Origin of the sequence: Streptomyces caeruleatus, from assembly GCF_001514235.1 — a bacterium.
Classification (GTDB): Bacteria; Actinomycetota; Actinomycetes; order Streptomycetales; family Streptomycetaceae; genus Streptomyces; species Streptomyces caeruleatus.
In genome coordinates this window covers 258,564-282,427 of sequence record NZ_KQ948924.1, presented here as the reverse complement: position 1 = coordinate 282,427, position 23,864 = coordinate 258,564, and the positions used below count along the sequence as shown (strand labels likewise).

The window sequence follows — 23,864 nt, the reverse complement described above, 5'->3', positions numbered from 1 at the left end:
GCCCGGGGCGGAGGGTCAGCCGCGCTGCCCGTGGCGGAGGGTCAGCCGCCGAGCTGTGCCCGCAGCCACTCCTCCACCTCGCCCACATGCGCGGCCGCCGCCGCCCGGGCCGCCTCCGGATCGTGGGCGACCAGGGCGCGGTGGATCGCGGCGTGTTCGCGGCGGGTGCGGGCGAAGGCGCCCTCCTCCTGGTAGCCGCGCCACACGCGGGCCCGGAAGGTACGGGAGGACAGGCCCTCCAGGATCGCGGCCATCGTCTCGTTGCCGGCGGCGGCCGCGATCTCCCGGTGGAAGGCCAGGTCGTGGGCGAGGATCTCCTCGGGGTCGTCCGTGGCGTTCATCGCCGTCAGGTGTTTCTCGACCTCCGCGAGCTGGTCCGGTGTGATGCGCGCCGCCGCCAGGGCCGTCGCCGTCGACTCCAGGATCCGGCGCACCTCCAGCAGCTCGACCAGCCGTGGGCCCCGGGACAGATCGGCGACCACCCCGAACGTCTCCAGCAGGTCCCCGGCCTCCAGCTGGGTGACGTAGATCCCCGAGCCGTGCCGGGCCTCCAGCACCCCCAGCACGGTCAGCGCGCGGATCGCCTCCCGCATCGAGCTGCGGGAGATGCCCAGCTGCACGGCCAGATCGCGCTCGGTCGGCAGCCGCTGGCCGGGCTCCAGCCGCCCCTCCGCGATCATCGCCTTGATCCGCTCGATGGCGCGCTGGGTCACGGTGCCCTTCTGCGGGGCTGTCTCGTCCACGTTCACGCCATTCCTCCAGTCACCGGTGCGCCGCAGTCTAACCAGCGAGGTGGTCCGACCAATACAGTCGCGATGCGGGAAAATCTGCCGCTGGAGGGTGTTCTTCCTCGGAAGTGGTCTGATAAATATGCGGGCATCTGCTCGAACCATGTGCTCGAACACGCTCAACGAGGAGCCGCCAGATGCACGGCACAACAGCGCGGAAGCAGAACAGGACTCGCAGAGGTGCGGCGGTGGCCGCGGTCGTCGGAGCCTCGCTCGTGCTCGCCGCCTGCGGCAGCACCAAGGACACCGGCGCCGCGAGCGCGGAGGGCGGTGGCAGCGGCGAGGTCGGGGTGATCCTGCCCCTGCTGACCTCGCCGTTCTGGCAGTCGTACAACGACTACGTGCCGAAGATGGCCGACTCCGAGGGCGTCGACACGCTCAAGACGGTCAACTCCAACAGTGACCCCTCCCAGCAGATCACCGACATCAACAACCAGCTCAACCAGGGCGTGAAGGGCCTCGTCGTCGCCCCGCTGGACAGCGCCGCCATCGAGGCCGGCCTCGACCAGGCCGAGCGCAAGGGCGTGCCGGTCGTCGCCGTCGACGTGGCGCCCGACAAGGGCAAGGTCGCCATGGTCGTACGGGCCGACAACGTGGCGTACGGCGAGAAGGCCTGCCAGTACCTCGGCGAGCAGATCCCCTCCGGCAAGGTCGTACAGATCATGGGCGACCTCGCCTCGGTCAACGGCCGGGACCGCTCGGAGGCGTTCCGCGCCTGTGTGAAGAAGAACTTCCCCAAGCTGAAGGTCCTGGAGATACCGGCCAAGTGGGAGTCCGACGCCGCGGCCTCCAAGCTGGACACCCTCCTGAACGCCAACCCCGACATCAAGGGCATCTACCTGCAGGCCGGCGGCGTCTACCTCGCGCCGACCCTGCAGACCCTGAAGTCCAAGGGCATGCTGAAGACGGCAGGGGAGTCCGGGCACATCACGATCGTCTCCAACGACGGCATCCCGCAGGAGTTCGACGCCATCCGCAAGGGCGAGATCGACGCGACCGTCTCCCAGCCCGCCGACCTGTACGCCAAGTACGGCATGTACTACATCAAGGCGGCGATGGCGGGGAAGACCTTCGAGCCCGGCCCCACCGACCACGACTCCACCATCGTGAAGCTGCCCAGCGGCATCCTGGAGGACCAGCTGCCCGCCCCGCTGGTGACCAAGGACAACGTCGACGACCCCAAGCTCTGGGGTAACACGGTCAAATGAGTACGGCTGTGATCACACCCCTCGCCGAGGCGCGGGACATCGTCAAGCGGTACGGCCCCACCACCGCCCTGGCCGACGGGCGGCTCACCGTGCTGCCCGGCGAGTCCCACGCCCTCGTCGGCCGCAACGGCGCCGGCAAGTCGACCCTGGTCAGGATCCTCACCGGCCTCCAGGCACCCGACGAGGGCACCGTCCGCTTCGACGGCGAACCCGCGCCCCCACTGGCCGACCGCGACGCCTGGCGCCGCAAGGTCGCCTGCGTCTACCAACACCCCACGGTCGTCCCCGAGCTGACGGTCGCCGAGAACCTCTTCATCAACAGGCAGCCGCTCCAGCGCGGCTTCATCAGCTGGCGCAGACTGCGGACCGAGGCGGCCGACCTCCTCGCCACCTGGGACGTGCAGGTCGACCCGGAGGCCCGGACGGCCGACCTCAAGGTCGAGGACCGCCAAATGGTGGAGATCGCCCGGGCGTTGAGCTTCGGCGCCCGCTTCATCATCCTCGACGAGCCCACCGCCCAGCTCGACAACCGCGAGATCGAACGCCTCTTCACGCGGATGCGGGCGCTCCAGGACTCCGGCGTCACCTTCCTGTTCATCTCGCACCACCTCCAGGAGGTGTACGAGGTCTGCCAGACCGTCACCGTCCTGCGCGACGCCCGCTGGATCACCACCGCTCCGGTCGCCGAACTCCCGCGCCGGGCCCTGGTGGAGGCCATGGCGGGGGAGTCCCTGGAGGCCCTCGCCGAACAGGCCGTCGACCCCGGGGACGTCGACCACGACGCCCCCGTCCTGCTCGAAGCCCGCGGGCTCACCTCACCGGCGTACGAGAACATCGACCTCACCATCCGTCGCGGCGAGGTCGTCGGACTCGCCGGGATCAGCGGCAGCGGCAAGGTCGAGCTGGCCGAGTCCTTCGCGGGGCTGCACACCCCGACGGGCGGAACAGCTCGACTCGGCGGCGAGCGGCTGCAGTTCGGGGACGTGCAGGCCGCGCTGAAGGCCGGAGTCGCCTGTGTGCCCCGGGACCGGCACGACCAGGGGCTCGTCGCCGGCATGACCATCGGGGACAACGCCACGATGAGCGTGCTCGACCGGCTCGGCCGCTTCGGCTTCGTCGGCACCGACCGCAAGCGTGGCTTCGCCACCGCCCTCATCGAACGCCTCGACATCCACGCCGAGGGCCCCGACCAGCCCGTATCCGACCTGTCCGGCGGCAACGCGCAGAAGGTCGTCATGGCCCGCGCCCTCGCCTCCGACCCCCGTCTGCTCGTGCTGATCAACCCCACCGCGGGCGTCGACGTGAAGTCCAAGGAGTCCCTGCTGGCCCGCATGGACAGCGCCCGCGAGGACGGCACCTCCGTACTCGTCGTCTCCGACGAACTCGACGACCTGCGCCGCTGCGACCGCGTCCTCGTCCTGTTCCACGGCCGGGTCGTCGCCGAGCACCCGGCGGGCTGGCACGACCACGAGCTGATCGCCTCCATCGAAGGAGTGGACAACCATGGCTGACACCAAGGCTCCGCCGGTGAAACCGGTGAGCGTGCCCCACGCTCGGTCGGCGAAAGCCGTACTGCTGAGCCGGGCACGCGAACTCGCCCTGGTTCCAGCCCTGTTGCTGTTGCTCGTGCTCGGCGCCGTCCTCAACGACTCCTTCTTCACCGAGGCCACGCTGATCTCCATTCTGGCCTCGTCGGCATCGTTGGCCATGGTGGTGCTGGCCGAGTCGCTGGTACTCATCACGGGCAAGTTCGACCTGTCGCTGGAGTCGGTGGTCGGCATCGCGCCGGCGGTAGCCGCGCTGCTGGTGTTGCCGGCCGCCCAGGCCGGCTGGGGCACGGAACTCCCCGCCGGGCTCGCGCTACTGGCCATCCCGCTGGTGGGCGCGGCCATCGGTGCCTTCAACGGCATCCTGGTGGTGAAGGTGAAGCTCAACGCGTTCATCGTCACGCTCGCCATGCTGATCGTTCTGCGCGGGCTCCTTGTCGGTGCCACGAAGGGCAAGACACTGTTCGGGATGCCCGACGCGTTCTTCTCACTGGCCACCACCACGTTTCTGCGCATACCGATCTCTGTATGGGTGGCCGCCGCGGCCTTCGCCGTCGTCGGGCTGGTGCTCAAGTACCACCGCGTGGGCCGTTCGTTGTACGCGATCGGCGGCAATCTGGAGGCGGCCCGCGCCGCCGGTTTCCGCGTCGACCGGGTTCGGCTCGGTGTCTACGCCGCTGCCGGTGTCCTCGCCTCGATCGGCGGTTTGATGTACACCGGCTACGTCGGCGCGATCGGCGCCAATCAGGGCCAGAACATGATCTTCACCGTGTTCGCCGCCGCGGTGATCGGCGGGATCAGCCTCGACGGCGGCAAGGGCACCATGTTCGGCGCCCTGACCGGCGTACTCCTGCTGGGTGTCGTCAAGACGATGCTCACCATGGCCCAAGTGCCGTCGTTCTGGATTGACGCCATCTACGGCGGAATCATCCTGCTCGCGCTGATCATCGCCCGCCTCACCACTGGCCGCGCCCAGGACTGACCGTCCCATGCCTCCGACCGAAAGGCCCTCAGTGTCCCCGACCCCCGACCCCTCTCATCGCGTCACGGCGCTCGAAACCTATGACATCCGCTTCCCCACCTCGCGCGAGCTCGACGGCTCCGACGCCATGAACCCGGACCCGGACTACTCGGCCGCGTACGTCGTCCTGCGCACCGACGCCGGGGACGGTCTGGAGGGGCACGGGTTCACCTTCACCATCGGGCGGGGCAACGAGGTCCAGGTCGCCGCGATCGAGGCGCTGCGCGGCCATGTCGTCGGCCGGTCCGTCGACGAGCTGTGCGGCGACCCGGGGACCCTGAACCGCGACCTGATCGGCGACAGCCAGCTGCGCTGGCTCGGCCCCGAGAAGGGCGTGATGCACATGGCGATCGGCGCCGTCATGAACGCCGTGTGGGACCTCGCCGCCAAGCGCGCCGACAAGCCACTCTGGCAGCTCCTCGCCGACGCCGACCCGGAGTGGATCGTCCGGCAGATCGACTTCCGCTACCTCACCGACGCGCTCACACCTGAGGAGGCCCTGACGATCCTGCGCCGGGGCCGGGAGGGGGCGCGGGAGCGTGCGGCCCGGCTCCTGGAGCGCGGCTACCCCGCCTACACCACCTCCGCCGGCTGGCTCGGCTACGACGACGAGAAACTCAGCCGGCTCGCCGCCGAGGCCGTCGCCGACGGCTTCCGGCAGATCAAGCTGAAGGTCGGCGCTGACCTGGAGGACGACGTACGGCGCTGCCGGGTCGCCCGCTCGGTCGTCGGCCCGGACATCCGTATGGCCGTCGACGCCAACCAGCGCTGGGACGTGGCCGAGGCGATCCGCTGGACCAAGGCCCTCGCCGAGTTCGACCCGTACTGGATCGAGGAGCCCACCAGCCCCGACGACGTCCTCGGCCACGCGGCGATCCGCGAGGCGGTCGCACCGGTGAAGGTGGCCACCGGCGAGCATGTGCAGAACAGGGTCGTCTTCAAGCAGCTCCTCCAGGCCGGTGCCCTCGACGTCCTCCAGATCGACGCGGCCCGCGTCGGCGGCGTCAACGAGAACCTCGCCATCCTGCTGCTGGCCGCCAAGTTCGGCGTGCCGGTCTGCCCGCACGCGGGCGGCGTCGGCCTGTGCGAACTCGTCCAGCACCTGTCGATGTACGACTACGTCGCCCTCACCGGCACCACTGAGGACCGCGTCATCGAGTACGTCGACCATCTGCACGACCACTTCCTCGACCCGGTGGTGATCAGGGAAGGTCACTACACGGCACCCACCGCGCCCGGCTTCTCGGCAGCCATGCGACCGGAGTCGATCGCGCGGTACACGTTCCCGGACGGCGCCTTCTGGGCCGCCGACCTCAGGACCACCGACGAGAAGGGGCACGCGGCATGAGCGACTTCGACGGTCTCAAGGCGCTGGTGACAGGAGGCGCCTCCGGCATCGGCCGGGCCACGGCCGAACTCCTCGCCGCGCGCGGCGCCCAGGTCGCCGTACTCGACCTGGACCCGTCGTCGGTGGAGAAGCCGCTGCTCGCCTACAGCGCCGACGTGACCGACGACGCGTCCGTACGTACGGCCGTGGCCGCCGCCGTGGCCGACCTCGGTGGACTGGACGTGCTGGTCAACAACGCCGGCATCGGCGCCCATGGCACCGTCGAGGACAACGACGACGCCGAGTGGCACCGGGTCATGGACGTCAACGTCGTCGGCATGGTCCGCGTCGCGCGCGCCGCCCTCCCGCATCTGCGCGCCTCCTCGCACGCGGCGATCGTCAACACCTGCTCCATCGCGGCCACGGCCGGGCTCCCGCAGCGGGCGCTGTACAGCGCGACCAAGGGCGCGGTGTACTCGCTCACCCTCGCCATGGCCGCCGACCACGTCCGCGAGGGAATCCGCGTCAACTGTGTCAACCCCGGCACGGTGGACACCCCGTGGGTCGGACGGCTGCTGTCCAAGGCCACTGACCCGGCCGCCGAACGCGCCGCCCTGGAGGCCCGCCAGCCCACCGGCCGCCTCGTCTCGGCCGCCGAGGTCGCGGGCGCCGTCGCCTACCTGGCGAGCCCGCTCTCCGGCGCCACCACCGGCACCGCACTCGCCGTCGACGGCGGCATGCAGGGACTGCGCCTGAGGCCGGTGGGTCAGTGAACCGGCTCGGCCGCACCGACGTCGAGGTCAGCCCGCTCTCCTTCGGCGGGGCCGTCATCGGCAACCTCTACACCGAGGTCGGCGAGCAGCAGGCGTACGAGGCGGTGGACGCGGCCTGGGACGCGGGCGTCCGCTACTTCGACACGGCCCCGCACTACGGCCTCGGCCTGTCCGAACGCCGCCTGGGCGCGGCCCTGCGCGAGCGCCCCCGCGACCAGTACGTGATCTCGACGAAGGTCGGCCGCCGCCTGGAACCGGTGCCGGTGCCGACGGGTGACGACCTGGCCCACGGGTTCGCCGTCCCCGCCGACCACCGCCGCGTCTGGGACTTCAGCGCGGACGGCGTACGACGCGGCCTGGAGGAGAGCCTGCAACGGCTCGGCCTCGACCGCGTCGACGTCGTCTACCTGCACGACCCCGACGACCACGCCGAACAGGCCTTCCGCGAGGGCTATCCGGCGCTGGAGAAGCTGCGCTCCGAGGGCGTGGTGGGCGCGATCGGCGCCGGGATGAACCAGGCCGAGATGCTCACCCGCTTCGTCACCGACACCGACGTCGACGTGGTGCTGTGCGCCGGCCGCTACACGCTGCTCGACCAGAGCGCGCTCGACGACCTGCTGCCCGTGGCCGTCGAGTGCCACACCTCCGTCGTCGTAGGCGGCGCCTTCAACTCCGGCCTCCTGGCGGACCCGAGTCCGGACGCCACGTACGACTACAGCCGGGCGCCGCGGGAGTTGCTCGACCGCGCGCTGCGCATGAAGTCCCTCGCCGAGCGCCACGGCATCACCCTGCGGGCCGCCGCCCTCGCCTTCTGCGCCGCGCACCCGGCCGTCGCCAGCGTCCTCGTGGGTGCCCGGTCGGCCGACGAAGTCCGGGACTGCACCGAGCAGTTCGCGACCCCGGTGCCGATGGCGTTCTGGCAGGAGTTGCTGGAGTCCGGTCTGCCGTCCGACAAGGGACCGTCATGAGAGTCGCCCTGCACACCAAGGTCCGCGCGGACCGTGTCGCCGAGTACGACGCCGCCCACCAGGAGGTGCCGGCCGAACTCACGGACGCCATCCGCGCGGCCGGTGCCACCTCCTGGACGATCTGGCGCAGCGGCACCGACCTCTTCCACGTCCTGGAGTGCGAGGACTACGGCCGCCTCCTCGCCGAGCTGGAGAAGCTGCCGGTCAACGTGGCCTGGCAGGCCCGCATGGCCGAGCTGCTGGACGTGGTGCACGACTACTCCGGCGAGGGCGCGGACGCCGGCCTGCCCGTCGTATGGGAGCTGCCGTGACGATCGTCGACGCCCACCACCATGTCTGGGACCTCTCGGTCCGGGACCAGGACTGGATCACCGGCCCCGAACTCCGGCCGCTCCGGCGGAACTTCACCGTCGCCGACCTCGACCCCGAGGCGCGGGCCGCCGGTGTGGACCGCACGGTCCTCGTCCAGACGGTCACGGTCGCCGAGGAGACCCCGGAGTTCCTGGCCCTCGCCGCCGAGCACGACCTCGTCGCGGGCGTCGTCGGCTGGACCGACCTCACCCGCCCCGACGTCGCCGACGAACTGGCCCGGCTGCGGGAGCTGCCCGGGGGCCGGTATCTGAAGGGCATCCGCCACCAGGTCCAGGGCGAGTCCGACCCAAAGTGGCTGCTGCGGGCGGACGTACGGCGCGGGCTGGCCGCCGTGGCGGAGGCGGGGCTGGTCTACGACCTGGTCGTCCTCCCGCACCAGCTGCCCGCCTGCGTGCGCGCCGCGGCCGTACTGCCCGAACTCACCTTCGTCCTCGACCACCTGGGCAAACCGCCCATCGCCTCCGGCGGGCGGGAACCCTGGGAGACGGCGGTCCGCTCCCTGGCCGCCCTCTCCAACACCGTCTGCAAGGTCTCCGGCATGGTCACCGAGGCCGACCTCGCCTCCTGGACGGTCGCCGACCTGCGTCCTTACGCGGACGTCGTCCTGGACGCCTTCGGCCCGGACCGGCTGATGTTCGGCTCCGACTGGCCGGTGTGCACGCTGGCGGCGTCGTACGGCCAAGTACTCGACACGGCACGTGAGTTGACGGAGAAATCCGACCTACGGAAGATCTTCGAGACGACCGCCACCCGGGTCTACGACCTCTGAGTCATCCCGGCCAGCCTGGTCGGCGGCAGATACTCCCGCACATACGTCCGCTCCCAGCACGCCCCCGTCTCCCGCAGCTCACGCCACGTCGTGTAGCGGTACCGGAAGAGACGGGCGCGGATGTAGCGCGGCGGTGCGTCGGGCGGGAACGGGGAGCGGCGCAGCAGCCTCAGCGTGGCGCGGTCGTTCTCCAGGAGCCGCTCCACCAGCGCGGCGAACCACGACCCGGCGTAGGCGGGCGACAGCGCGGCGAACCACATCAGCCAGTCGAGCCGCAGATGGTAGGGCGCGAACTGCCGCGGCCAGCGCCGGGGATCGCCGGGTTTGCCCTTGAACTCGTACTCCCGCCAGTCCGAGTCCTCCCGCGGCACGTCGTCATCCGTGCCCTCGATCACCACCTCGTACCGGATCCGGCTGACGCTGCCGAAGGCGCCGTAGGTGTTGACCAGATGGAGCGGGTCGAAGGAGCGGTTCATGATCTGGCGGCGGGAGACCATGTTGGCGACCGGGTGGTAGCTCAGGAAGACGAGGAGCGCGGCGACCGCGAGGACCACGACCTCGTACCAGAGCGGTGCGTCCGCCGTGGACGGCGGATCGCCCGGGAACTCGATCGCCGACAGGGCCAGCACGATGGTGATCCAGTTCAGCCAGGAGAAGTTGCCCGACAGGACCAGCCACAGCTGGGTGACGACCATCAGGGCGGCGGCGGCCGTCGCGATCGGCTGGGGCGTGAAGAGGAGGACCGGGACGACGAGCTGTGTGACGTGGTTGGCGGCCACCTCGGCCCGGTGCAGCGGCCTCGGCAGATGGTGGAAGAACCAGCTCAGCGGTCCCGGCATCGGCTGGGTCTCGTGGTGGTGGTCCAGGCAGGTCAGCTTCCGCCAGCACTCGTCGCCGCGCATCTTGATCAGACCCGCGCCGAACTCGACGCGGAACAGGATCCAGCGCAGCAGGAACAGCACCACGACCGGCGGCGCCACCTCGTCGTTGCCGAGGAAGACGGCGAGGAAGCCGACCTCCAGCAACAGCGACTCCCAGCCGAACGAGTACCAGGTCTGGCCGACGTTCACGATCGACAGGTACAGCGCCCACGGGACCAGCCACAGCAGCATGGCGGCCCACAGCGGCACGGCGTTGTCCAGCCCGGCCAGCAGCGCCGCCGACAGCGCGGCGCCCGACCAGGCGCACGCGGCGAAGAAGCGGTCCGAGTAGTGGAGTTGGAACAGGCTCGGCGCCGCCCTGAAGCGCACCTGCGCGACGAAGCGCGGCACGGGCAGCATGCCGCGCTCACCCATCAGCGCCCGGAACTGGAGGGCCGCCGTCAGGAACGCGACGAGATACACGCCGGCCAGAGCCCGCTGGAAGACCAGCCGGCTCGTCCAGTAGTCCGGTGCGATGAACCACTCCACAGCCCGTCCCCTCCCCTCCTCTCCGCTCTTCTCCTCATTGTCGCGCCATCCGCCTCATGTGACTCTCCGTATACCACTTCTCCGCTTGCGTAACCCGAGCGAGTGAAGCAGACAATGGGGCGAAACGTCCCACAACCGGCGGGAGGACGTGGTGCCGACACCCACCCGAACCCTCGTCACGGCCTGCGCGCTCTCGGCGGCGCTCGTCGTCGCCGGATGCGGTGACGGCGGCGACCAGGACACACGAGCGGACGGCGGTGTCCTTCTCCAGCCCGTCGCCGACCAGGGCCCCGATCCCTTCACCGAGTCCACGGCGACCTCGACCGTCGCCCCGCCGCCGGTCACCCGGACGCCGAGGCCGGCGCGGTCGGGCCGGACCGGACTCCAGTCCCTGTCCGGTGAGACGCCCGGCCTGTACGGCGGCACCCGGGGCGCCGGCAGCTGCGACGTCCGGCGGCAGACCGACCGGCTCACCGCCGACCGGGCCAAGGGGCATGCCTTCGCCCGGGCCGCGGGCATCTCCCAGGCGTCGATCCCCGGCTATCTGCGCGGACTCACCTCGGTCGTCCTGCGCGCCGACACCCGGGTCACCAACCACGGGTTCCGCGATGGCACGGTGACCGCCTACCAGTCCGTCCTCCAGGCCGGCACCGCCGTCCTCGTCGACCGTCACGGGGTGCCGCGCGTCCGCTGCGCCTGCGGCAACCCGCTCGCCCCGCCCCTCGACCCGCGCGGCGGAGGCGGCACCAGCGGGCGGGCCTGGTCCGGATACCGGCCGGACCAGGTGATCGTGGTGGCCCCGACACTTCAGGTGATCACCGACATCACGATCATCGACGTCTCCCACCGCACCTGGATCGAACGGCCGGTCGGCCATCGCGGCCACGACCACGACCACGTCGTACGGCCCCCGAAGCCGGCGACCCCGACCCCGGCCCCGACCCCGCCCCGGACCCCGGTCCCGCACCCGCACGACAGCGGCTCCGGCACCCCCAGCGCCTCGCCCGGCGAGCCCACCTCGCCGCCCGAGCCGCCGACCGACTGCGTGACCTCGACGCCCGGCGCCACCCCTGCCACCCCCGCCGCCCCGGACGAGCCACCGGCCGGAACCCCCGCGAGAGCGCCCCGCGACTGCCCCACCGCCACCGCCACCGCCACCGCCACCGCCACCGCCTCGGCGTCGGCGTCGCCCCCGACGTCCCCCGCAGAGCCCAGCCCGCCCACCTCCCGTCCGGAACCGCGGACCTCCCCGGCCACCTCGGACTCCCGGGACACCCCCGAGGAGACCGGCCCCGAGACCGTCCCGGACGCCCCTGACGCACCCGACGGCGGCGGGCTCGTCCCCGACGCCCCGGACGACCCCGACACCCCCGCCGCCACCGACAGCGTCTTCGGCAGCCCCACCGACGTCTTCGACGGCTGACCGGGGCCGTGGAGCGGTCGTGGAATCAAGCGAAGGCAGTTCCGTCACCCCGGTCGAAGAATCCGGCAAACCCTGGCAAGGTGGCCCCATGGTTGATCGGGGAGCGAGCGCCCTGTCACTCCCGGACGACTGGCCCGCCCACCCGGATCCGATCCTGGCGCTCAACCGCATGGGCAGCTTCGACTGGGACCTGGACTCCGGTCAGTTCCACATGGACGCCCAGGCCCACGAGGTCTTCGACCTGCACCCCGACGAATACGACGGCAATCCCGCCACCCTGGCGATCCGGGTCCCGCCGCCGGAGGCCTACCGGCTGGACGGCCTGGTCTCCAAGGCGATGAAGGACGGCAGCGAGAACTACGGCGTCTACTTCCGCATCCGCTGCCGCGACGGCACCCTGCGCTGGACCCACACCCAGGGCTACATCCGCCGCGACGAGACCGGCCGCCCGCGCCGCATCATCGGCATCGTCCGCGACGCCACCGACGAACTCGCCGAGAGCGAGGAGCGGCGCGAGCAGGCGGCGGCGGACGAGGCACGCCGTCAGCAGACCAGCGTCGTGCAGCTCACCACGGCCGCCCTCGCCCACGCCCGCACCGTCCAGGACGTCATCGACGTCCTCAAGGACACCCACGGCATCACCCATCTCGGCGCCACCAGCCTGGTCATGGGCCTGGTCGAGGCGGGCCGCATCCGGCTGGTCGCCGAGGGCCCCGCGGGCAGCTTCGTGCCCGGGACCATGGTCACCCGGATCGACGAGCAGTACCCGATGAGCGAGGTCGTACGGACCCTCAGCCCCCGCTTCATCGAGTCGCCGGAGGAGTTCGCCAAGCGCTACCCGGTGCTCTGGCCGCACATCACCGATCTGCACATCACGTCCGCCGCCTATATGCCGCTGATCGCCCAGGCCCGGCCGATCGGCGCCATCGGCCTGCTCTACAGCGACCGGCGCGGCTTCTCCACCGAGGACCGCAACGTGCTCGTCGCCCTCGGCAGCAGCATCGCGCAGAGCCTGCAGCGGGCCATGTTCTACGAGCAGGAGAAGGACCTCGCCACCGGCCTCCAGCAGGCCATGCTGCCGCGCACCATCCCCAGCGTGCCCGGCGCCGACGTCGCCGTCCGCTACCGCTCCGCCTCCCTCGGCCGGGACATCGGCGGCGACTGGTACGACCTGATCCCGCTGCCGGGCGGCCGGGTCGGCGCGGTCATCGGCGACGTCCAGGGCCACGACACGCACGCCGCCGCCGTCATGGGCCAGCTGCGCATCGTCCTGCGCGCCTACGCCGCAGAGGGGCACACCCCGGCCACCGTGATGGCCCGCGCCTCGGTGTTCCTGCACGAGCTGGACACCGACCGCTTCGCGACCTGTCTGTACGCGGAGGCCGACCTGTCCACCGGCGTCGTCCAGGTGGTCCGGGCCGGCCACATCGACCCCCTGCTGCGGGAGCCCGGCGGCGCCTGCCGACGCGTGCCCGTCGAGGGCGGGCTGCCGCTCGGCCTGTCCGCGGAGTTCGGACGGCTCGAATACCCGGTCGGCACCATCGAGCTGGACTCCGACCACACCCTGCTGCTGTGCACCGACGGCCTGGTCGAACAGCCCGGCGCCGACCTGGACGACGGCATGCAGACCCTCACCGCGCTCATCGCCACCGGCCCGAACGACGTACGGGACCTCGCGGACCGCCTGATCGACGTCGCCGAGGAACGCGGCGGTGACGACGACGTGGCCCTGCTCCTGCTGCGCCGCCGCGTCCTGGACGCCCCGCAGGCCGGCGGCCGCCTCCAGCAGCACGTCGCCCCCGGCGACCCCGAGGCCCTCACCGGCGCCCGCCACATGATCCGCGCGGCCGTGCGCGCCTGGAGCGCCGGCGACCGGGCCGACGAGATCGAACTGGTCGCCGACGAGCTCATCACCAACGCCCTCATGCACACCGAGGGCTCCGCCGTGGTGACCCTGCGGGTCCTGGCCGGCTCCGACCGCCGGCTGCGCGTCGAGGTCGAGGACTCCTCCAGCGCCCTGCCCCGGCGCCGCGAGGCGGGCGAGTCGGGCGTGTCAGGCCGCGGCCTGCTCCTGGTCGACCTGCTGACGGACGTCTGGGGCGTGGAGGCCCGGGGCGGCGGCAAGGCGGTGTGGTGCGAGTTCGTGGTACCGGAGCGGAGCTGAGCCGTACCGGGCTGAGGCTGTCGGTGCCGGGTGGCACTCTGGACGTATGCCGGAACTCCCCGAGGTCGAAGCGCTCAAGGACTTCCTGACCGAGAACCTGGTCGGCCACGAGGTCGTGCGGGTGCTGCCCGTCGCGATCAGTGTCCTGAAGACGTACGACCCGCCCGTCAGCGCCCTGGAGGGCCACGAGGTCACCGCGGTGCACCGCTACGGCAAGTTCCTCGACCTGGAGACGGCCGACGGCCCCCGGCTGGTGACCCACCTGGCGCGCGCGGGCTGGCTGCACTGGAAGGACGAACTCCCGAGCGGCATGCCCCGCCCCGGCAAGGGCCCGCTCGCGCTGCGCGTGGCTCTGGAGACCGGCGCCGGCTTCGACCTGACGGAGGCGGGCACCCAGAAGCGTCTCGCGGTGTACGTCGTCCAGGACCCGCAGCAGGTCCCCGGCATCGCCCGCCTCGGCCCGGACCCCCTCGCCGACGACTTCGACGAGGCCCGTTTCGCGGCCCTGCTGAAGGACGAGCGCCGCCAGATCAAGGGCGCCCTGCGCGACCAGAGCCTCCTCGCCGGGGTGGGCAACGCGTACAGCGACGAGATCCTGCACGCGGCGAGGATGTCCCCGTTCAAGCTGGCGGCATCACTGACACCTCAGGAGACGGCCAGGCTGTACGAGGCCCTGCGGACGACCCTCACCGAGGCGGTCGAGCGCTCGCGCGGGGTGGCGGCCGGCCGGCTGAAGTCGGAGAAGAAGAGCGGCCTGCGCGTCCACGGCCGCACCGGCGAGCCCTGCCCGGTCTGCGGGGACACCGTCCGCGAGGTCTCCTTCAGCGATTCCTCGCTCCAGTACTGCCCGACCTGCCAGACGGGCGGGAAGCCGCTGGCGGACCGGAGGCTGTCGCGGTTGCTGAAGTAGCCACACCGGGGCGAAGCGGTCAACGGGGCTTGAGCGGCCTCACCGGGGCGTGAGCGGTCAATGGGGCTTGAGCGTCACCAGGTGGTCCCCGCCCGCCGTCCGGACCTCGTAGCGGACGATGTCGTCGGTGTGCATCGCCGAGGCGCCCGTCATGGTGTTCTCGCCGGATCCGTGGTCGGAGGCGTGCCAACTGGTCACGGTCTCCTCCGAGCCGTCCCGGCCGATGGCGATCAGATGACAGGGACGCTGACCCGCCCCGTCCTTCACCTTCAGCTCCACCTGGCTGCCGTAGGCCTCGTTCTCGGTGGTGACCTGCGCCCACACCCCCGAGCGCGCGTCGGTCGCCTGGAGCACCTGGGCGCTCCCGTCGTCGCCGCTCGCCATCATCGCGACCCCGGGCCCGGCGAGGGCGATCACCACCGAGGCGGCCACGGCGTACACCGTGCGCCTGCGCCGGGCGCGATGGCGGGCCGCCACCGCGTCGAGCAGCCGGTTCAGCAGCTGCGGGCCCGGCCTGGTCATGGGGTGCACGAACTGGGGCGTCGACCGCCGGTACAGCATCAACTGGCGGGTGATGGGCCCGAACTCGGTCACGTGTGCCGCGCAGCGGGGGCACTCCATGAGGTGGTCCTCGAAGCGGAACGCCTCCGCCTCGTTCAGCACGCCGAGCGCGTACGCGGCGACGTCGCGATGCCTCTCCAGGGACCTCATGCCGAATCCTCGTGCCGTTGGGTGTGGGGTGTGTTACTCCTTGCGCCCACTGGTACGCACCAGGCAGTCGAATCACTCAAGGCCGACACCGAATCGCAACCAAGGGATTCGGAGCCGTCCGGGGCGAGGATTGGTCCGTGGAGAAAAGAACTTAAAAAAGGTGGATGGCGAGGTGCCCGAGCGGCAGCCCCAGCTGCCACGCCGGTGTCCACACCTTCGGTCCCTCGTCCTCCCCGACCAGTGCCCCGCCGCCCGGCACCGCGTTGAGATCGGGCGCGAGCAGCTCGGTCTCCTGGAGCCAGCGCCAGGCCGCCTCGGCCAGTTCCAGGTCGGGCGCGGGCCCGCCGGACCGGTCCGCCTCGGCCGCGAGACCCGCCATGCGCTCCCGCACCCAGTCCTGCCACGGCTGGTCGTAGGCCGTCAGCGACAGCCACGTCTCCAGCTGGGTGACGACCCGGATGCCGGAGAGCTCGCCGTCGGTGTCGGACAGGAAGATGGTCAGCGCCAGGGCGTCGCGCCCGGCGCGGAACTCGAAGGACGTCGGCGGCATGAGATCGCCGGTCCGCAGCAGCTCGTCGGCGATGTACTCGGCGTACAACCACGCCATGGGGACGGTGAGTTCACCGCCGCCGGTGCCGTCCGTGCTCTCTTGACCTCTGTGCAGCATCCCTTCCTGCCTTCCTCCGGTGAGTGCGTCGCCCTACCCCGGGGCCTCGGTCCCTGGCCCAATCCGGAACACGGATGAGGACAGCCGATTACTCAACCGGGGTGTTCAGCAAGGCGCTTTACGGAGGTTTGACTCTCCCATTGGTTTCACCGCAGGTCGGCCGCGTATCCCGGAAGCACCCGGCGCAGGGCCCGCAGCGCGTAGTACGCGCGGGACTTCACCGTACCGGGCGGAATACCCAGGGCCTGCGCGGCCTCCGCAACACTCGCCCCTTGGAAGTACACGAGCACCAGGACTTCACGGTGCTCCGGAGTGAGTGTCTTCACAGCCTCGCGCACATCGAGCATCTCCGCGGCCCGCTCGGCGTGGTCGGAGATCACCCGCGCGTTCTCCAGGACCGCGTCCCCGACCTCCGGCGGCCGCGCCTGCCGGGCCCGCCGCGCGTCGATCGCGAGCCGCCGTCCGACGGTCATCAGCCAGGGCCGTACGGAGTCGAAGTCGTCGGCGCGCAGGGCCTCGGGATGCTGCCAGGCGCGCACCAGCGTCTCCTGGACGAGGTCCTCGGCGCGCTGCCGGTCCCCGTCGCAGAGCCGGAGCAGCAGTGCGAAGAGGGGCCGGCCGTGCTCCCGCTGCAGTGCGGCGAGCTCGTGCTCGGCGGTCGTCGTCCCGTTCGTGAGGGTGGTTCCGGCCGTCATGGCCGTATGGCATCGCAGGCGGCGGTTCCGGGACAGGGCGCGCACACGGATCTGCGGCGGACGGTCGATCGCGTCGGCGAACGGTTCGACGAACGGTCCCTTCCGCCTGGCGTCGGTCCCAAGGGGTGCGCGCCGGACGGGCTAACGAAAGTGGCCGGATTGTTTGCGGGCGGGTAGGGCTTCATACCTGTTGATCCGTATATACGACCACAAGGGGTGAGCCGATGATCCCACGCAGTCGACTTGTGGCCCTCGCCGCGACGGCCGTTCTCGCGGCAGGCGCCGCATGCCAGGCCCACAGCCGGGAGGCCCCGGGGCAAGCGGGCCCCTCCGGCAAGGGGGCTCGTGGCTTCACGCTCGTCGCCTCCGGCGACGTCCTGCCGCACGCCTCGATCATCGAACGCGCGCGCTTCGACGCGGGCGGCACCGGTTACGACTTCCGCCCCATGCTCGCCGGTGTCAGACAGGTGGTGTCCCGCGCGGACCTGGCGCTGTGTCATATGGAGACCGTCTACGGCGAGAAGGGCCGCTACACCGGCTATCCGCTCTTCAAGTCCCCGCCGGAGGTGGCCCGAGGGCTCGCCGCCACCGGCTACGACGGCTGTTCCACCGCCTCCGACCACAGCCTCGACGATGGCGCCGCCGGCATCCTGCGCACGCTGAACGCCCTCGACCGGGCGAAGGTGCGGCACGCGGGAACGGCGCGCACGGCCGACGAGGCGCGCACGGTCACCGTGCTGCGCGCCGGTCCGGCCAGGGTCGCGCACCTGGCGTACACGTACGGGGTCAGCGGCTTCCCCCTTCCGCCGCAGCAGCCCTGGGCGGTCAACATGATCGACGAGAGCAAGATCCTCGCGGACGCCCGGGCCGCCCGGAAGGGAGGCGCCGACGTCGTCGTCGTCTCCCTGCACTGGGGCACCGAATGGCAGGACAGGCCCGACGACGAACAGGTGACCCTGGCCCGCGACCTCACGGCCGCCCGCACCGACGGCCGCCCCGACATCGACCTGATCCTCGGCACCCACGCCCATGTCCCGCAGGCGTACGAGAAGGTCAACGGCACCTGGGTGGTCTACGGCATGGGCGACCAGATCGCCGGTGCGATGTACAACGACCGGGGCGTGCAGGACCCGCGCGGCAACCAGTCCACCCTGGCCCGCTTCACCTTCGCCGCGCCGGACCGCAAGGGCGGCCGCTGGGAGGTGTCGAAGGCCGAGTTCGTCCCGCAGCTGTTCGACATCGACGCCGGCCGGGTGGTCGATCTCAACCGGGCGCTCGCCAAGGGGGCCGACGTGCGCGGTGTCCGGGACCGGATCCGGGACGTCGTACTGAGCCGGGGGGCCGGGAAGGACGGGCTCACCATGGGGGAGTAGGTCAGTCCGGGTCGACGTCGTCGAAGGTCTTCATCATCTGCTTCAGCACCCGCACGCACGCCCGGAGTTCGGCCTCGGTCAGATCGCCGCCGACCTGCCGGTTCAGGGCGTGCTCGCGGGCGAGGATCGCGGTGATGACGGCCTCGCCGTCGGCCGTGATCCGGATCAGCGAGGACCGCTGGTGCGCGGGGTTGGGGGTGGCCTCGGCCCAGCCCCTGGCCGTCGCGTCGTTGACCATGCGCTGCACGAACTGCCGGGTCAGCGCCATGACCCGGCCCATCTGGGGCACCGTCATCGGCCCGTAGCGGTGGAGCAGGGTCAGGACGGAGCGCACGCCGACGGACACCCCCTCGATCTCCTGGCCCTGTTCGAGCTTGCGCAGGCCGCGCCGGTAGAGCGCGCCGATCAGGTCGAACACCTCGCTCACGCGGTGGCCGAGGTCGTCGGGCGGCAGCGGTGCGTCGATCTCGTTCACCCGGCCATCATGACACCTAGGTTGCCAAACTCGACGGAAGATGACACCTTGGTTGTCATGACAGTTGCTTCGGAACTGACCCGATTCACGTCCGCCGACGGCGATCTCGCCTACCTCGACACCGGCACCGGGGACCTTGTGGTCCTGCTCCACTCCGGGTACGTCGACCACCGGGTCTGGCACCCCCAGATCCCGGCCCTCGCGGTCGACCACCGCGTGATCGCCCTGGACGTCCGGGGCCACGGGGCCTCCGCCAACGCCTCCAAGCCCTTCCGCTGGGCCGACGACGTGGCCGCCCTGCTGCGCCACCTCGACGCAGGTCCCGCGGTCCTCGTCGGCCTGTCCATGGGCGGGCTGATCGCCACCAACACGGTCCTGGAGTATCCGGAGCTCGTCCGCGCGGTGGTCACCTGCGGCGCCGCGACCGGAGAGTTCCAGTACACCGACCCCTGGACCCGCGAACTCCAGGCCGAGATGGCGCGCACGCTGGCCGCAGGGGACCTCGAAGGCTGGCTCGCCGCCTTCGCGCAGGTCGTACCCGGTGAACACCGGTCCCTCGACGACGTCGACCCGGGCATCCTGCGCCTGGTCTAGGACCTGGCCCGCGGCACGCTCGCCAAGCACACGCCCGGCGAGAAGGACTGGTTCGTACCCGTGACCGACACCTTCGCCCGGGCGGCGGAGATCACCGTCCCCCTGCTCACCCTCAACGGCGGCCTGGAACCCGCCGACATGCTCGCCGCCGCCGAGCGCCTCGCCACCACCGCCCGGGACGGCCGCTCCGAGGTCATCAGCGGCGTCGGCCACTACCCGAACCTGGAGAAGCCGGAGCTCTTCAACCGGATCCTGGCCGAGTTCCTGCACACGCTCTGACGCAGGACACCGCGGTTCAGTCGGCGACCGCGTAACTCAGGTCCTGCACATGGAGCGACGCCGGCGTCAGACGCAGCCACACCGTGCCGCGCTCCGCGGGGTCGTCGTACAGATAGCGCACGAACCGTTCGTCCCAGCGGCCTTCGTCCGCGCCCAGGTAGCGCGCGAGCTTGCGGCGGCCCCTGGGCACGTCGAAGGACACGAGTTCGGCCCGGCCCCGCGCGATCACCTGGCGCACGAGCCCCGTCGCCGGGTCGCACTCGTCCACCACGAGGGCCACCGCCGGGTCGTCCCCGACCCGGTGGAAGAGCCGGGTCCACGGCCCGGTGAGGATCCAGAAGGCGCCGTGCTCCCAGAGGAACCAGACCGGGCGCACCGTCGGCCCGTTGGTCGCGAGGCGCGCGGTCAGCGGCTGCTGCAGGAAGACGTCCACGTCGAAGGCGGTCATCCCGCCATCCTCGGTCGCCGCGCCCCTGCCGTACACCGACCAGCGACCTACGACCGCGGACCCGCCGACCCTAGGGCACCACCGTCACCGGCCACCGCCCCGCCTTCACCAACCGCACCGCGACCGAGCCCACGATCCGGTGACCGGCCTGTTCCGACGCGCCCACCACCACCGCGTCGGCCTTCAGGTCGTCCGCCGCCTTCACCAGGCCGTTGTAGGGGTCGCCCTGGAAGGTGTGGAACTCCCAGCGGACGTCGAATATCCCCTTGAGCCGCTCGGTCGCGTCCCGGATCTGGGCGATCAGGCTCTCGGCGATCTCGTTGGTCGTCTCCGCGACCGGCGCCCCGAGCGCCGCGCCCGCCGTCATCACCGGCTGCACGTACACGACGGCCAGCAGCGCCCGCTGCCGTCGCGCGAGACCACCGGCGTAAGCCGCCGCGCGCAGCGAGGAGTCGGAGCCGTCCACGCCGACCACGATGACCTTGGGCCCGTCCGTGCCCCGCTCGAACTGGTGCGAGTGCTGTTCCGTCACGGCAGGGAGGCTATCGGAAGCCCCAGGTCCGCCCTGCGGGCAGGACGCTCGACGGGCGAGGAGGCCGCGCTCTTCCTAGAGTCGGAACATGAGTGCCACCGTGGAGGCCACCCGGGAGAAGAGCACCAAGGGCCCGATACGGTCGCCCCGGCACGGCGCCCTGAGCAGGGTGCCGGAGGGTTTCGCGACCTTCTTCGGCGCCCTCGGACTCCTCTGCGTCCTGCTCGCCCTCATCCCACCGCTGCGCACCGCGCTGCGCCCCGTCGTGCGCGCCCTCGACCAGCTCATCGTCCCGGTCAGCGCCAACCTCGCCTACGCCGTCTTCCTCTTCCTGCTCGCCGCGGCGACCGCCGCCCGCAAGAAGATCGCCTGGTGGCTGGTCGTCGTCTACCTCGGGCTACTGGTCCTGAGCGACCTGCTCGGCACGGTGTTCGGCGACTACGCGGACTCCGTCCCGTCCCTGATCGTGTGCGCCCTCGCCCTGGCCCTGCTCATCGTCGCCCGCAGGGAGTTCTACGCCGCGTCCCGCCGCGCCGCCGTACGCCGGGCCCTCGGCGTCCTGGTCGTCGGGCTCGCCCTCGGCATCCTGGTCGGCTGGGGACTCGTCGAGCTGTTCCCCGGCACGCTGCCGCAGGGCCAGCGGCTGGCCTGGGCCGCCGACCGGGTCTGCGGCGGACTCGTCTCCGGCACCTCCTACGACGGACGCCCGCCCCGCCCCCTCTACTTCCTCCTCGGCCTGTTCGGCGCCCTCGCCCTCCTCAACGCCGCCACGACGCTCTTCCGCTCCCAGCGCATGGAGGCCGCCCTGCACGACGACGAGGAGGCCCGCATCCGCGCCCTGCTCAAGGCCTACGGCGGCCAGGACTCCCTCGGGTACTTCGCCACCCGCCGCGACAAGGCCGTCGTCTTCTCACCCAGCGGCAAGGCCGCCGTCACCTACCGCGTCGAGGCCGGCGTCTGCCTCGCCAGCGGCGACCCGGTCGGCGACCGCGAGGCCTGGCCGCACGCCATCGCCGTCTGGCTGGACGCGGCCCGCTGGCACGCCTGGGTGCCCGCCGCGATGGGCGCCTCCGAGGACGGGGCCACCGCCTACGCCCGCGCCGGCCTAGGCGCCCTCCAACTCGGCGACGAGGCCATCCTCAACGTGCCGGACTTCGGCCTCGACGGCCGCGACATGCGGGTGACCCGGCAGGCCGTCCACCGCGTCCGCCGCACCGGCGCCCACTGCCGTGTCCGCCGCCACTCCACGCTCACCGAGACCGAGATGGAGGAGGTGATCGGCAAGGCCGACCACTGGCGCGACACCGAGACCGAACGCGGCTTCTCCATGGCCCTGGACCGCCTCGGCGACCCCGCCGACGGCGACTGCCTCCTCGTGGAGGCCCTCGGCGAGGACGGCGAACTGCTCGCCCTGCTCTCCTTCGTGCCCTGGGGCAGGGAAGGCGTCTCCCTGGACCTGATGCGCCGTGACCGCGCCGCGCCCAACGGCGTCATGGAGTTCATGATCGCCGAGCTGTGCGCGGTGGCCCCGAAGCTGGGCATCCGCCGGATCTCGCTGAACTTCGCCGTCTTCCGCTCGGTCTTCGAGGAGGGCGCCCGCATCGGCGCCGGACCCGTACTGCGACTGTGGCGACGGCTGCTGCTGTTCTTCTCCAAGTGGTGGCAACTGGAGGCCCTCTACCGCTCCAACGCCAAGTACAACCCGCAGTGGTTCCCACGCTTCATCTGCTACGGCGAGGCAGCCTCCCTCGCCCGGATCGGCATGGCCTCCGGCATCGCGGAGGGATTCGTCTCCGTACCGTCGCTGCACAAACTCCGCAGAAACGGGCACCCGCGAGGCGGGCCGCGTCCCGCCACCACCGAAGGACTGCCCTCGCTGGCGGCGCTCGGCCTCGACGGAGGGGACGAGGCCGGGGCGGCCGGGCCGGATGCGGGCCTGCCCGAGCAGGTCCGCATCCGGCACCGCACCCTCGACCGGCTGCGCGCCGACGGCGTCGACCCCTACCCGGTCGGCATCCCCGCCCGCACCCACGCCCTCACCGACGTCCGCGCGGGCGAGCAGGTCACCGTCGCAGGCCGGATCATGCTGGTCCGCGACTTCGGCGGCATCGTCTTCGCCGTACTGCGCGACTGGTCCGGCGACCACCAGCTCGCCCTCACCCGCAAGGACTCCGGCGCCGCCCTCGACCGCTTCACCGCAGACACCGACATCGGCGACCTCATCAGCGCGACCGGCCGCGCGGGCGTCAGCGACAAGGGCGAGCCCACCGTCTTCGTCACCTCCTGGCAGCTCATCGGCAAGTGCCTGCGCCCCCTGCCCGACAAGCGCCGGGGCCTCGCCGACCCCGAGGCCAAGGTCCGTATGCGCTACCTCGACCTGGTCTCCAGCCCCGCCGCCCGCGACGTGGTCCGCGCCCGCTCCACCGCCGTCCAGGCCGTACGCCAGGGCCTGCTCCAGCGAGGCTTCCTCGAGGTCGAGACACCGGTGCTCCAGCAGATCCACGGCGGCGCCAACGCCCGCCCCTTCACCACCCACATCAACGCCTACGACCTCGACCTCTATCTGCGCATCGCCCCCGAACTGTTCCTCAAGCGGCTGTGCGTCGGCGGCCTGGAGAAGGTCTTCGAGATGGGCCGCACCTTCCGCAACGAGGGCGTCGACTACAAGCACAACCCCGAGTTCACGATCCTGGAGGCCTACCAGGCGTACGCCGACTACGACGTGATGCTCCACCTCGTCCGCGAACTGATCCAGGGCGCCGCGACCGCCGCCTACGGCTCACCCGTCGCCCACCAGGACGGCAAGGAGTACGACATCTCCGGGCAGTGGCCGGTCAAGACGGTGTACGGCGCGATCTCCGAGGCACTGGGCGAGGAGATCGGCCCCGGCACGGAACTGCTCCGCCTGCACCGGCACTGCGACCGCGTGGGCGTGCCGTACGTCGCCGACGACGGCCACGGCGACGTGGTCCTGGAGATGTACGAGCGCCTGGTCGAGGAGAAGACCGTCCTCCCCACCTTCTACAAGGACTTCCCCACCGACGTCTCCCCGCTCACCCGCCAGCACCGCACCGACCCCCGCCTCGCCGAACGCTGGGACCTCGTCGCCTTCGGCACCGAACTCGGCACCGCCTACTCCGAACTCACCGACCCCGTCGAACAGCGCCGCCGCCTCACCGCCCAGTCCCTGCTCGCCGCAGGCGGAGACCCCGAGGCCATGGAACTCGACGAGGACTTCCTCGACGCCCTCGAATACGCCATGCCCCCCACCGGAGGCCTCGGCATCGGCGTCGACCGCCTCGTCATGTTCCTCACCGGCCTGACCATCCGCGAGACCCTGCCGTTCCCGTTGGTACGCCGCCGCTGACGGTGTGCCCCAGACCTGACGGCTGGGCCGCGTGGGTGTATTCG

21 protein-coding genes and 1 pseudogene are annotated in these 23,864 nt (G+C 71.5%); 14 read left to right on the top strand and 8 right to left on the bottom strand.

What is annotated here, in order from left to right:
• Window positions 1–41: 41 nt before the first annotated feature.
• Window positions 42–743 (bottom strand): FadR/GntR family transcriptional regulator, encoded by a 702-nt coding sequence (locus AQJ67_RS01315; protein WP_062716743.1) that lies wholly within the window; start codon window positions 741–743, stop codon window positions 42–44.
• A 182-nt stretch (window positions 744–925) separates the two neighbouring features.
• Between AQJ67_RS01315 and AQJ67_RS01310 the strand changes: the two genes are divergently transcribed.
• From AQJ67_RS01310 to AQJ67_RS01275, 8 genes are read left to right on the top strand one after another with little or no spacing between them, the layout of a single operon-like run.
• Window positions 926–1,996 carry a sugar ABC transporter substrate-binding protein gene (locus tag AQJ67_RS01310; protein ID WP_062716077.1) on the top strand — a complete coding sequence of 357 codons (1,071 nt, stop codon included), beginning with the start codon at window positions 926–928 and terminating at the stop codon, window positions 1,994–1,996.
• The gene (locus AQJ67_RS01305) at window positions 1,993–3,507 is read left to right on the top strand and encodes a sugar ABC transporter ATP-binding protein (protein ID WP_062716075.1); all 1,515 of its coding nucleotides are present in this window, start codon (window positions 1,993–1,995) and stop codon (window positions 3,505–3,507) included. Before AQJ67_RS01310 ends, AQJ67_RS01305 begins: the two co-directional genes overlap by 4 nt.
• Window positions 3,500–4,525, top strand: a complete 1,026-nt coding sequence (locus tag AQJ67_RS01300) for an ABC transporter permease (RefSeq protein ID WP_062716074.1) — start codon at window positions 3,500–3,502, stop codon at window positions 4,523–4,525. Before AQJ67_RS01305 ends, AQJ67_RS01300 begins: the two co-directional genes overlap by 8 nt.
• Before the next feature lie 31 nt (window positions 4,526–4,556).
• Window positions 4,557–5,912 (top strand): L-fuconate dehydratase, encoded by a 1,356-nt coding sequence (locus tag AQJ67_RS01295; protein ID WP_062716072.1) that lies wholly within the window; start codon window positions 4,557–4,559, stop codon window positions 5,910–5,912.
• A complete protein-coding gene (locus AQJ67_RS01290) occupies window positions 5,909–6,664 on the top strand; it encodes an SDR family NAD(P)-dependent oxidoreductase (protein ID WP_062716070.1) in 756 nt (251 codons plus the stop codon). The genes AQJ67_RS01295 and AQJ67_RS01290 overlap by 4 nt, the downstream gene beginning before the upstream one ends.
• Window positions 6,661–7,632, top strand: a complete 972-nt coding sequence (locus AQJ67_RS01285; protein ID WP_062716068.1) for an aldo/keto reductase — start codon at window positions 6,661–6,663, stop codon at window positions 7,630–7,632. The genes AQJ67_RS01290 and AQJ67_RS01285 overlap by 4 nt, the downstream gene beginning before the upstream one ends.
• Complete coding sequence (locus AQJ67_RS01280; RefSeq protein WP_062716066.1) at window positions 7,629–7,943, top strand: L-rhamnose mutarotase; 315 nt, start codon at window positions 7,629–7,631, stop codon at window positions 7,941–7,943. Before AQJ67_RS01285 ends, AQJ67_RS01280 begins: the two co-directional genes overlap by 4 nt.
• Window positions 7,928–8,773 carry an amidohydrolase family protein gene (locus AQJ67_RS01275; RefSeq protein WP_062716064.1) on the top strand — a complete coding sequence of 282 codons (846 nt, stop codon included), beginning with the start codon at window positions 7,928–7,930 and terminating at the stop codon, window positions 8,771–8,773. Before AQJ67_RS01280 ends, AQJ67_RS01275 begins: the two co-directional genes overlap by 16 nt.
• On the opposite strand, the gene AQJ67_RS01270 is transcribed toward AQJ67_RS01275, so the two are convergent.
• Window positions 8,761–10,182: a lipase maturation factor family protein gene (locus AQJ67_RS01270; protein WP_062716062.1), complete on the bottom strand. Its 1,422-nt coding sequence runs from the start codon at window positions 10,180–10,182 to the stop codon at window positions 8,761–8,763. The genes AQJ67_RS01275 and AQJ67_RS01270 overlap by 13 nt on opposite strands.
• Window positions 10,183–10,333: 151 nt before the next feature.
• Here AQJ67_RS01270 and AQJ67_RS47440 point away from each other — a divergent pair, with 151 nt between their 5' ends.
• From AQJ67_RS47440 to AQJ67_RS01255, 3 genes are all read left to right on the top strand, one after another.
• Window positions 10,334–11,605: a DUF6777 domain-containing protein gene (locus tag AQJ67_RS47440; protein ID WP_062716059.1), complete on the top strand. Its 1,272-nt coding sequence runs from the start codon at window positions 10,334–10,336 to the stop codon at window positions 11,603–11,605.
• Between the two features lie 88 nt (window positions 11,606–11,693).
• Window positions 11,694–13,769, top strand: a complete 2,076-nt coding sequence (locus tag AQJ67_RS01260) for a SpoIIE family protein phosphatase (RefSeq protein WP_062716057.1) — start codon at window positions 11,694–11,696, stop codon at window positions 13,767–13,769.
• 46 nt (window positions 13,770–13,815) lie between these two features.
• Window positions 13,816–14,679: an Fpg/Nei family DNA glycosylase gene (locus AQJ67_RS01255; protein ID WP_062716056.1), complete on the top strand. Its 864-nt coding sequence runs from the start codon at window positions 13,816–13,818 to the stop codon at window positions 14,677–14,679.
• Between the two features lie 57 nt (window positions 14,680–14,736).
• On the opposite strand, the gene AQJ67_RS01250 is transcribed toward AQJ67_RS01255, so the two are convergent.
• From AQJ67_RS01250 to AQJ67_RS01240, 3 genes are all read right to left on the bottom strand, one after another.
• Window positions 14,737–15,390: a zf-HC2 domain-containing protein gene (locus AQJ67_RS01250; RefSeq protein ID WP_062716053.1), complete on the bottom strand. Its 654-nt coding sequence runs from the start codon at window positions 15,388–15,390 to the stop codon at window positions 14,737–14,739.
• Window positions 15,391–15,541: 151 nt separating this feature from the next.
• Window positions 15,542–16,057, bottom strand: coding sequence for a hypothetical protein (locus tag AQJ67_RS01245; RefSeq protein ID WP_062716051.1), 516 nt, complete (start codon window positions 16,055–16,057; stop codon window positions 15,542–15,544).
• Window positions 16,058–16,203: 146 nt separating this feature from the next.
• The gene (locus AQJ67_RS01240) at window positions 16,204–16,752 is read right to left on the bottom strand and encodes a sigma-70 family RNA polymerase sigma factor (protein ID WP_062716049.1); all 549 of its coding nucleotides are present in this window, start codon (window positions 16,750–16,752) and stop codon (window positions 16,204–16,206) included.
• A gap of 224 nt (window positions 16,753–16,976) precedes the next feature.
• Here AQJ67_RS01240 and AQJ67_RS01235 point away from each other — a divergent pair, with 224 nt between their 5' ends.
• Complete coding sequence (locus tag AQJ67_RS01235; protein ID WP_062716047.1) at window positions 16,977–18,125, top strand: CapA family protein; 1,149 nt, start codon at window positions 16,977–16,979, stop codon at window positions 18,123–18,125.
• 1 nt (window position 18,126) lies between these two features.
• Here the strand turns inward: AQJ67_RS01235 and AQJ67_RS01230 are convergent, their stop codons facing one another.
• On the bottom strand, window positions 18,127–18,600 hold the full coding sequence (locus tag AQJ67_RS01230; RefSeq protein ID WP_062716044.1) for a MarR family winged helix-turn-helix transcriptional regulator: 474 nt from the start codon (window positions 18,598–18,600) through the stop codon (window positions 18,127–18,129).
• Window positions 18,601–18,657: 57 nt separating this feature from the next.
• On the opposite strand from AQJ67_RS01230, the pseudogene AQJ67_RS01225 reads away from it, so the two are divergent.
• Window positions 18,658–19,473, top strand: a pseudogene (locus tag AQJ67_RS01225) (alpha/beta fold hydrolase).
• 16 nt (window positions 19,474–19,489) lie between these two features.
• Here AQJ67_RS01225 and AQJ67_RS01220 read toward each other — a convergent pair.
• Complete coding sequence (locus AQJ67_RS01220; protein ID WP_062716042.1) at window positions 19,490–19,921, bottom strand: pyridoxamine 5'-phosphate oxidase family protein; 432 nt, start codon at window positions 19,919–19,921, stop codon at window positions 19,490–19,492.
• A 70-nt stretch (window positions 19,922–19,991) separates the two neighbouring features.
• A complete protein-coding gene (locus AQJ67_RS01215; RefSeq protein ID WP_062716040.1) occupies window positions 19,992–20,453 on the bottom strand; it encodes a universal stress protein in 462 nt (153 codons plus the stop codon).
• Window positions 20,454–20,541: 88 nt separating this feature from the next.
• Between AQJ67_RS01215 and lysX the strand changes: the two genes are divergently transcribed.
• Entirely contained in the window at window positions 20,542–23,820 is a 3,279-nt protein-coding gene (gene lysX / locus AQJ67_RS01210) for a bifunctional lysylphosphatidylglycerol synthetase/lysine--tRNA ligase LysX (RefSeq protein WP_062716038.1), read from the top strand.
• The last annotated feature ends 44 nt before the right edge of the window (window positions 23,821–23,864 follow it).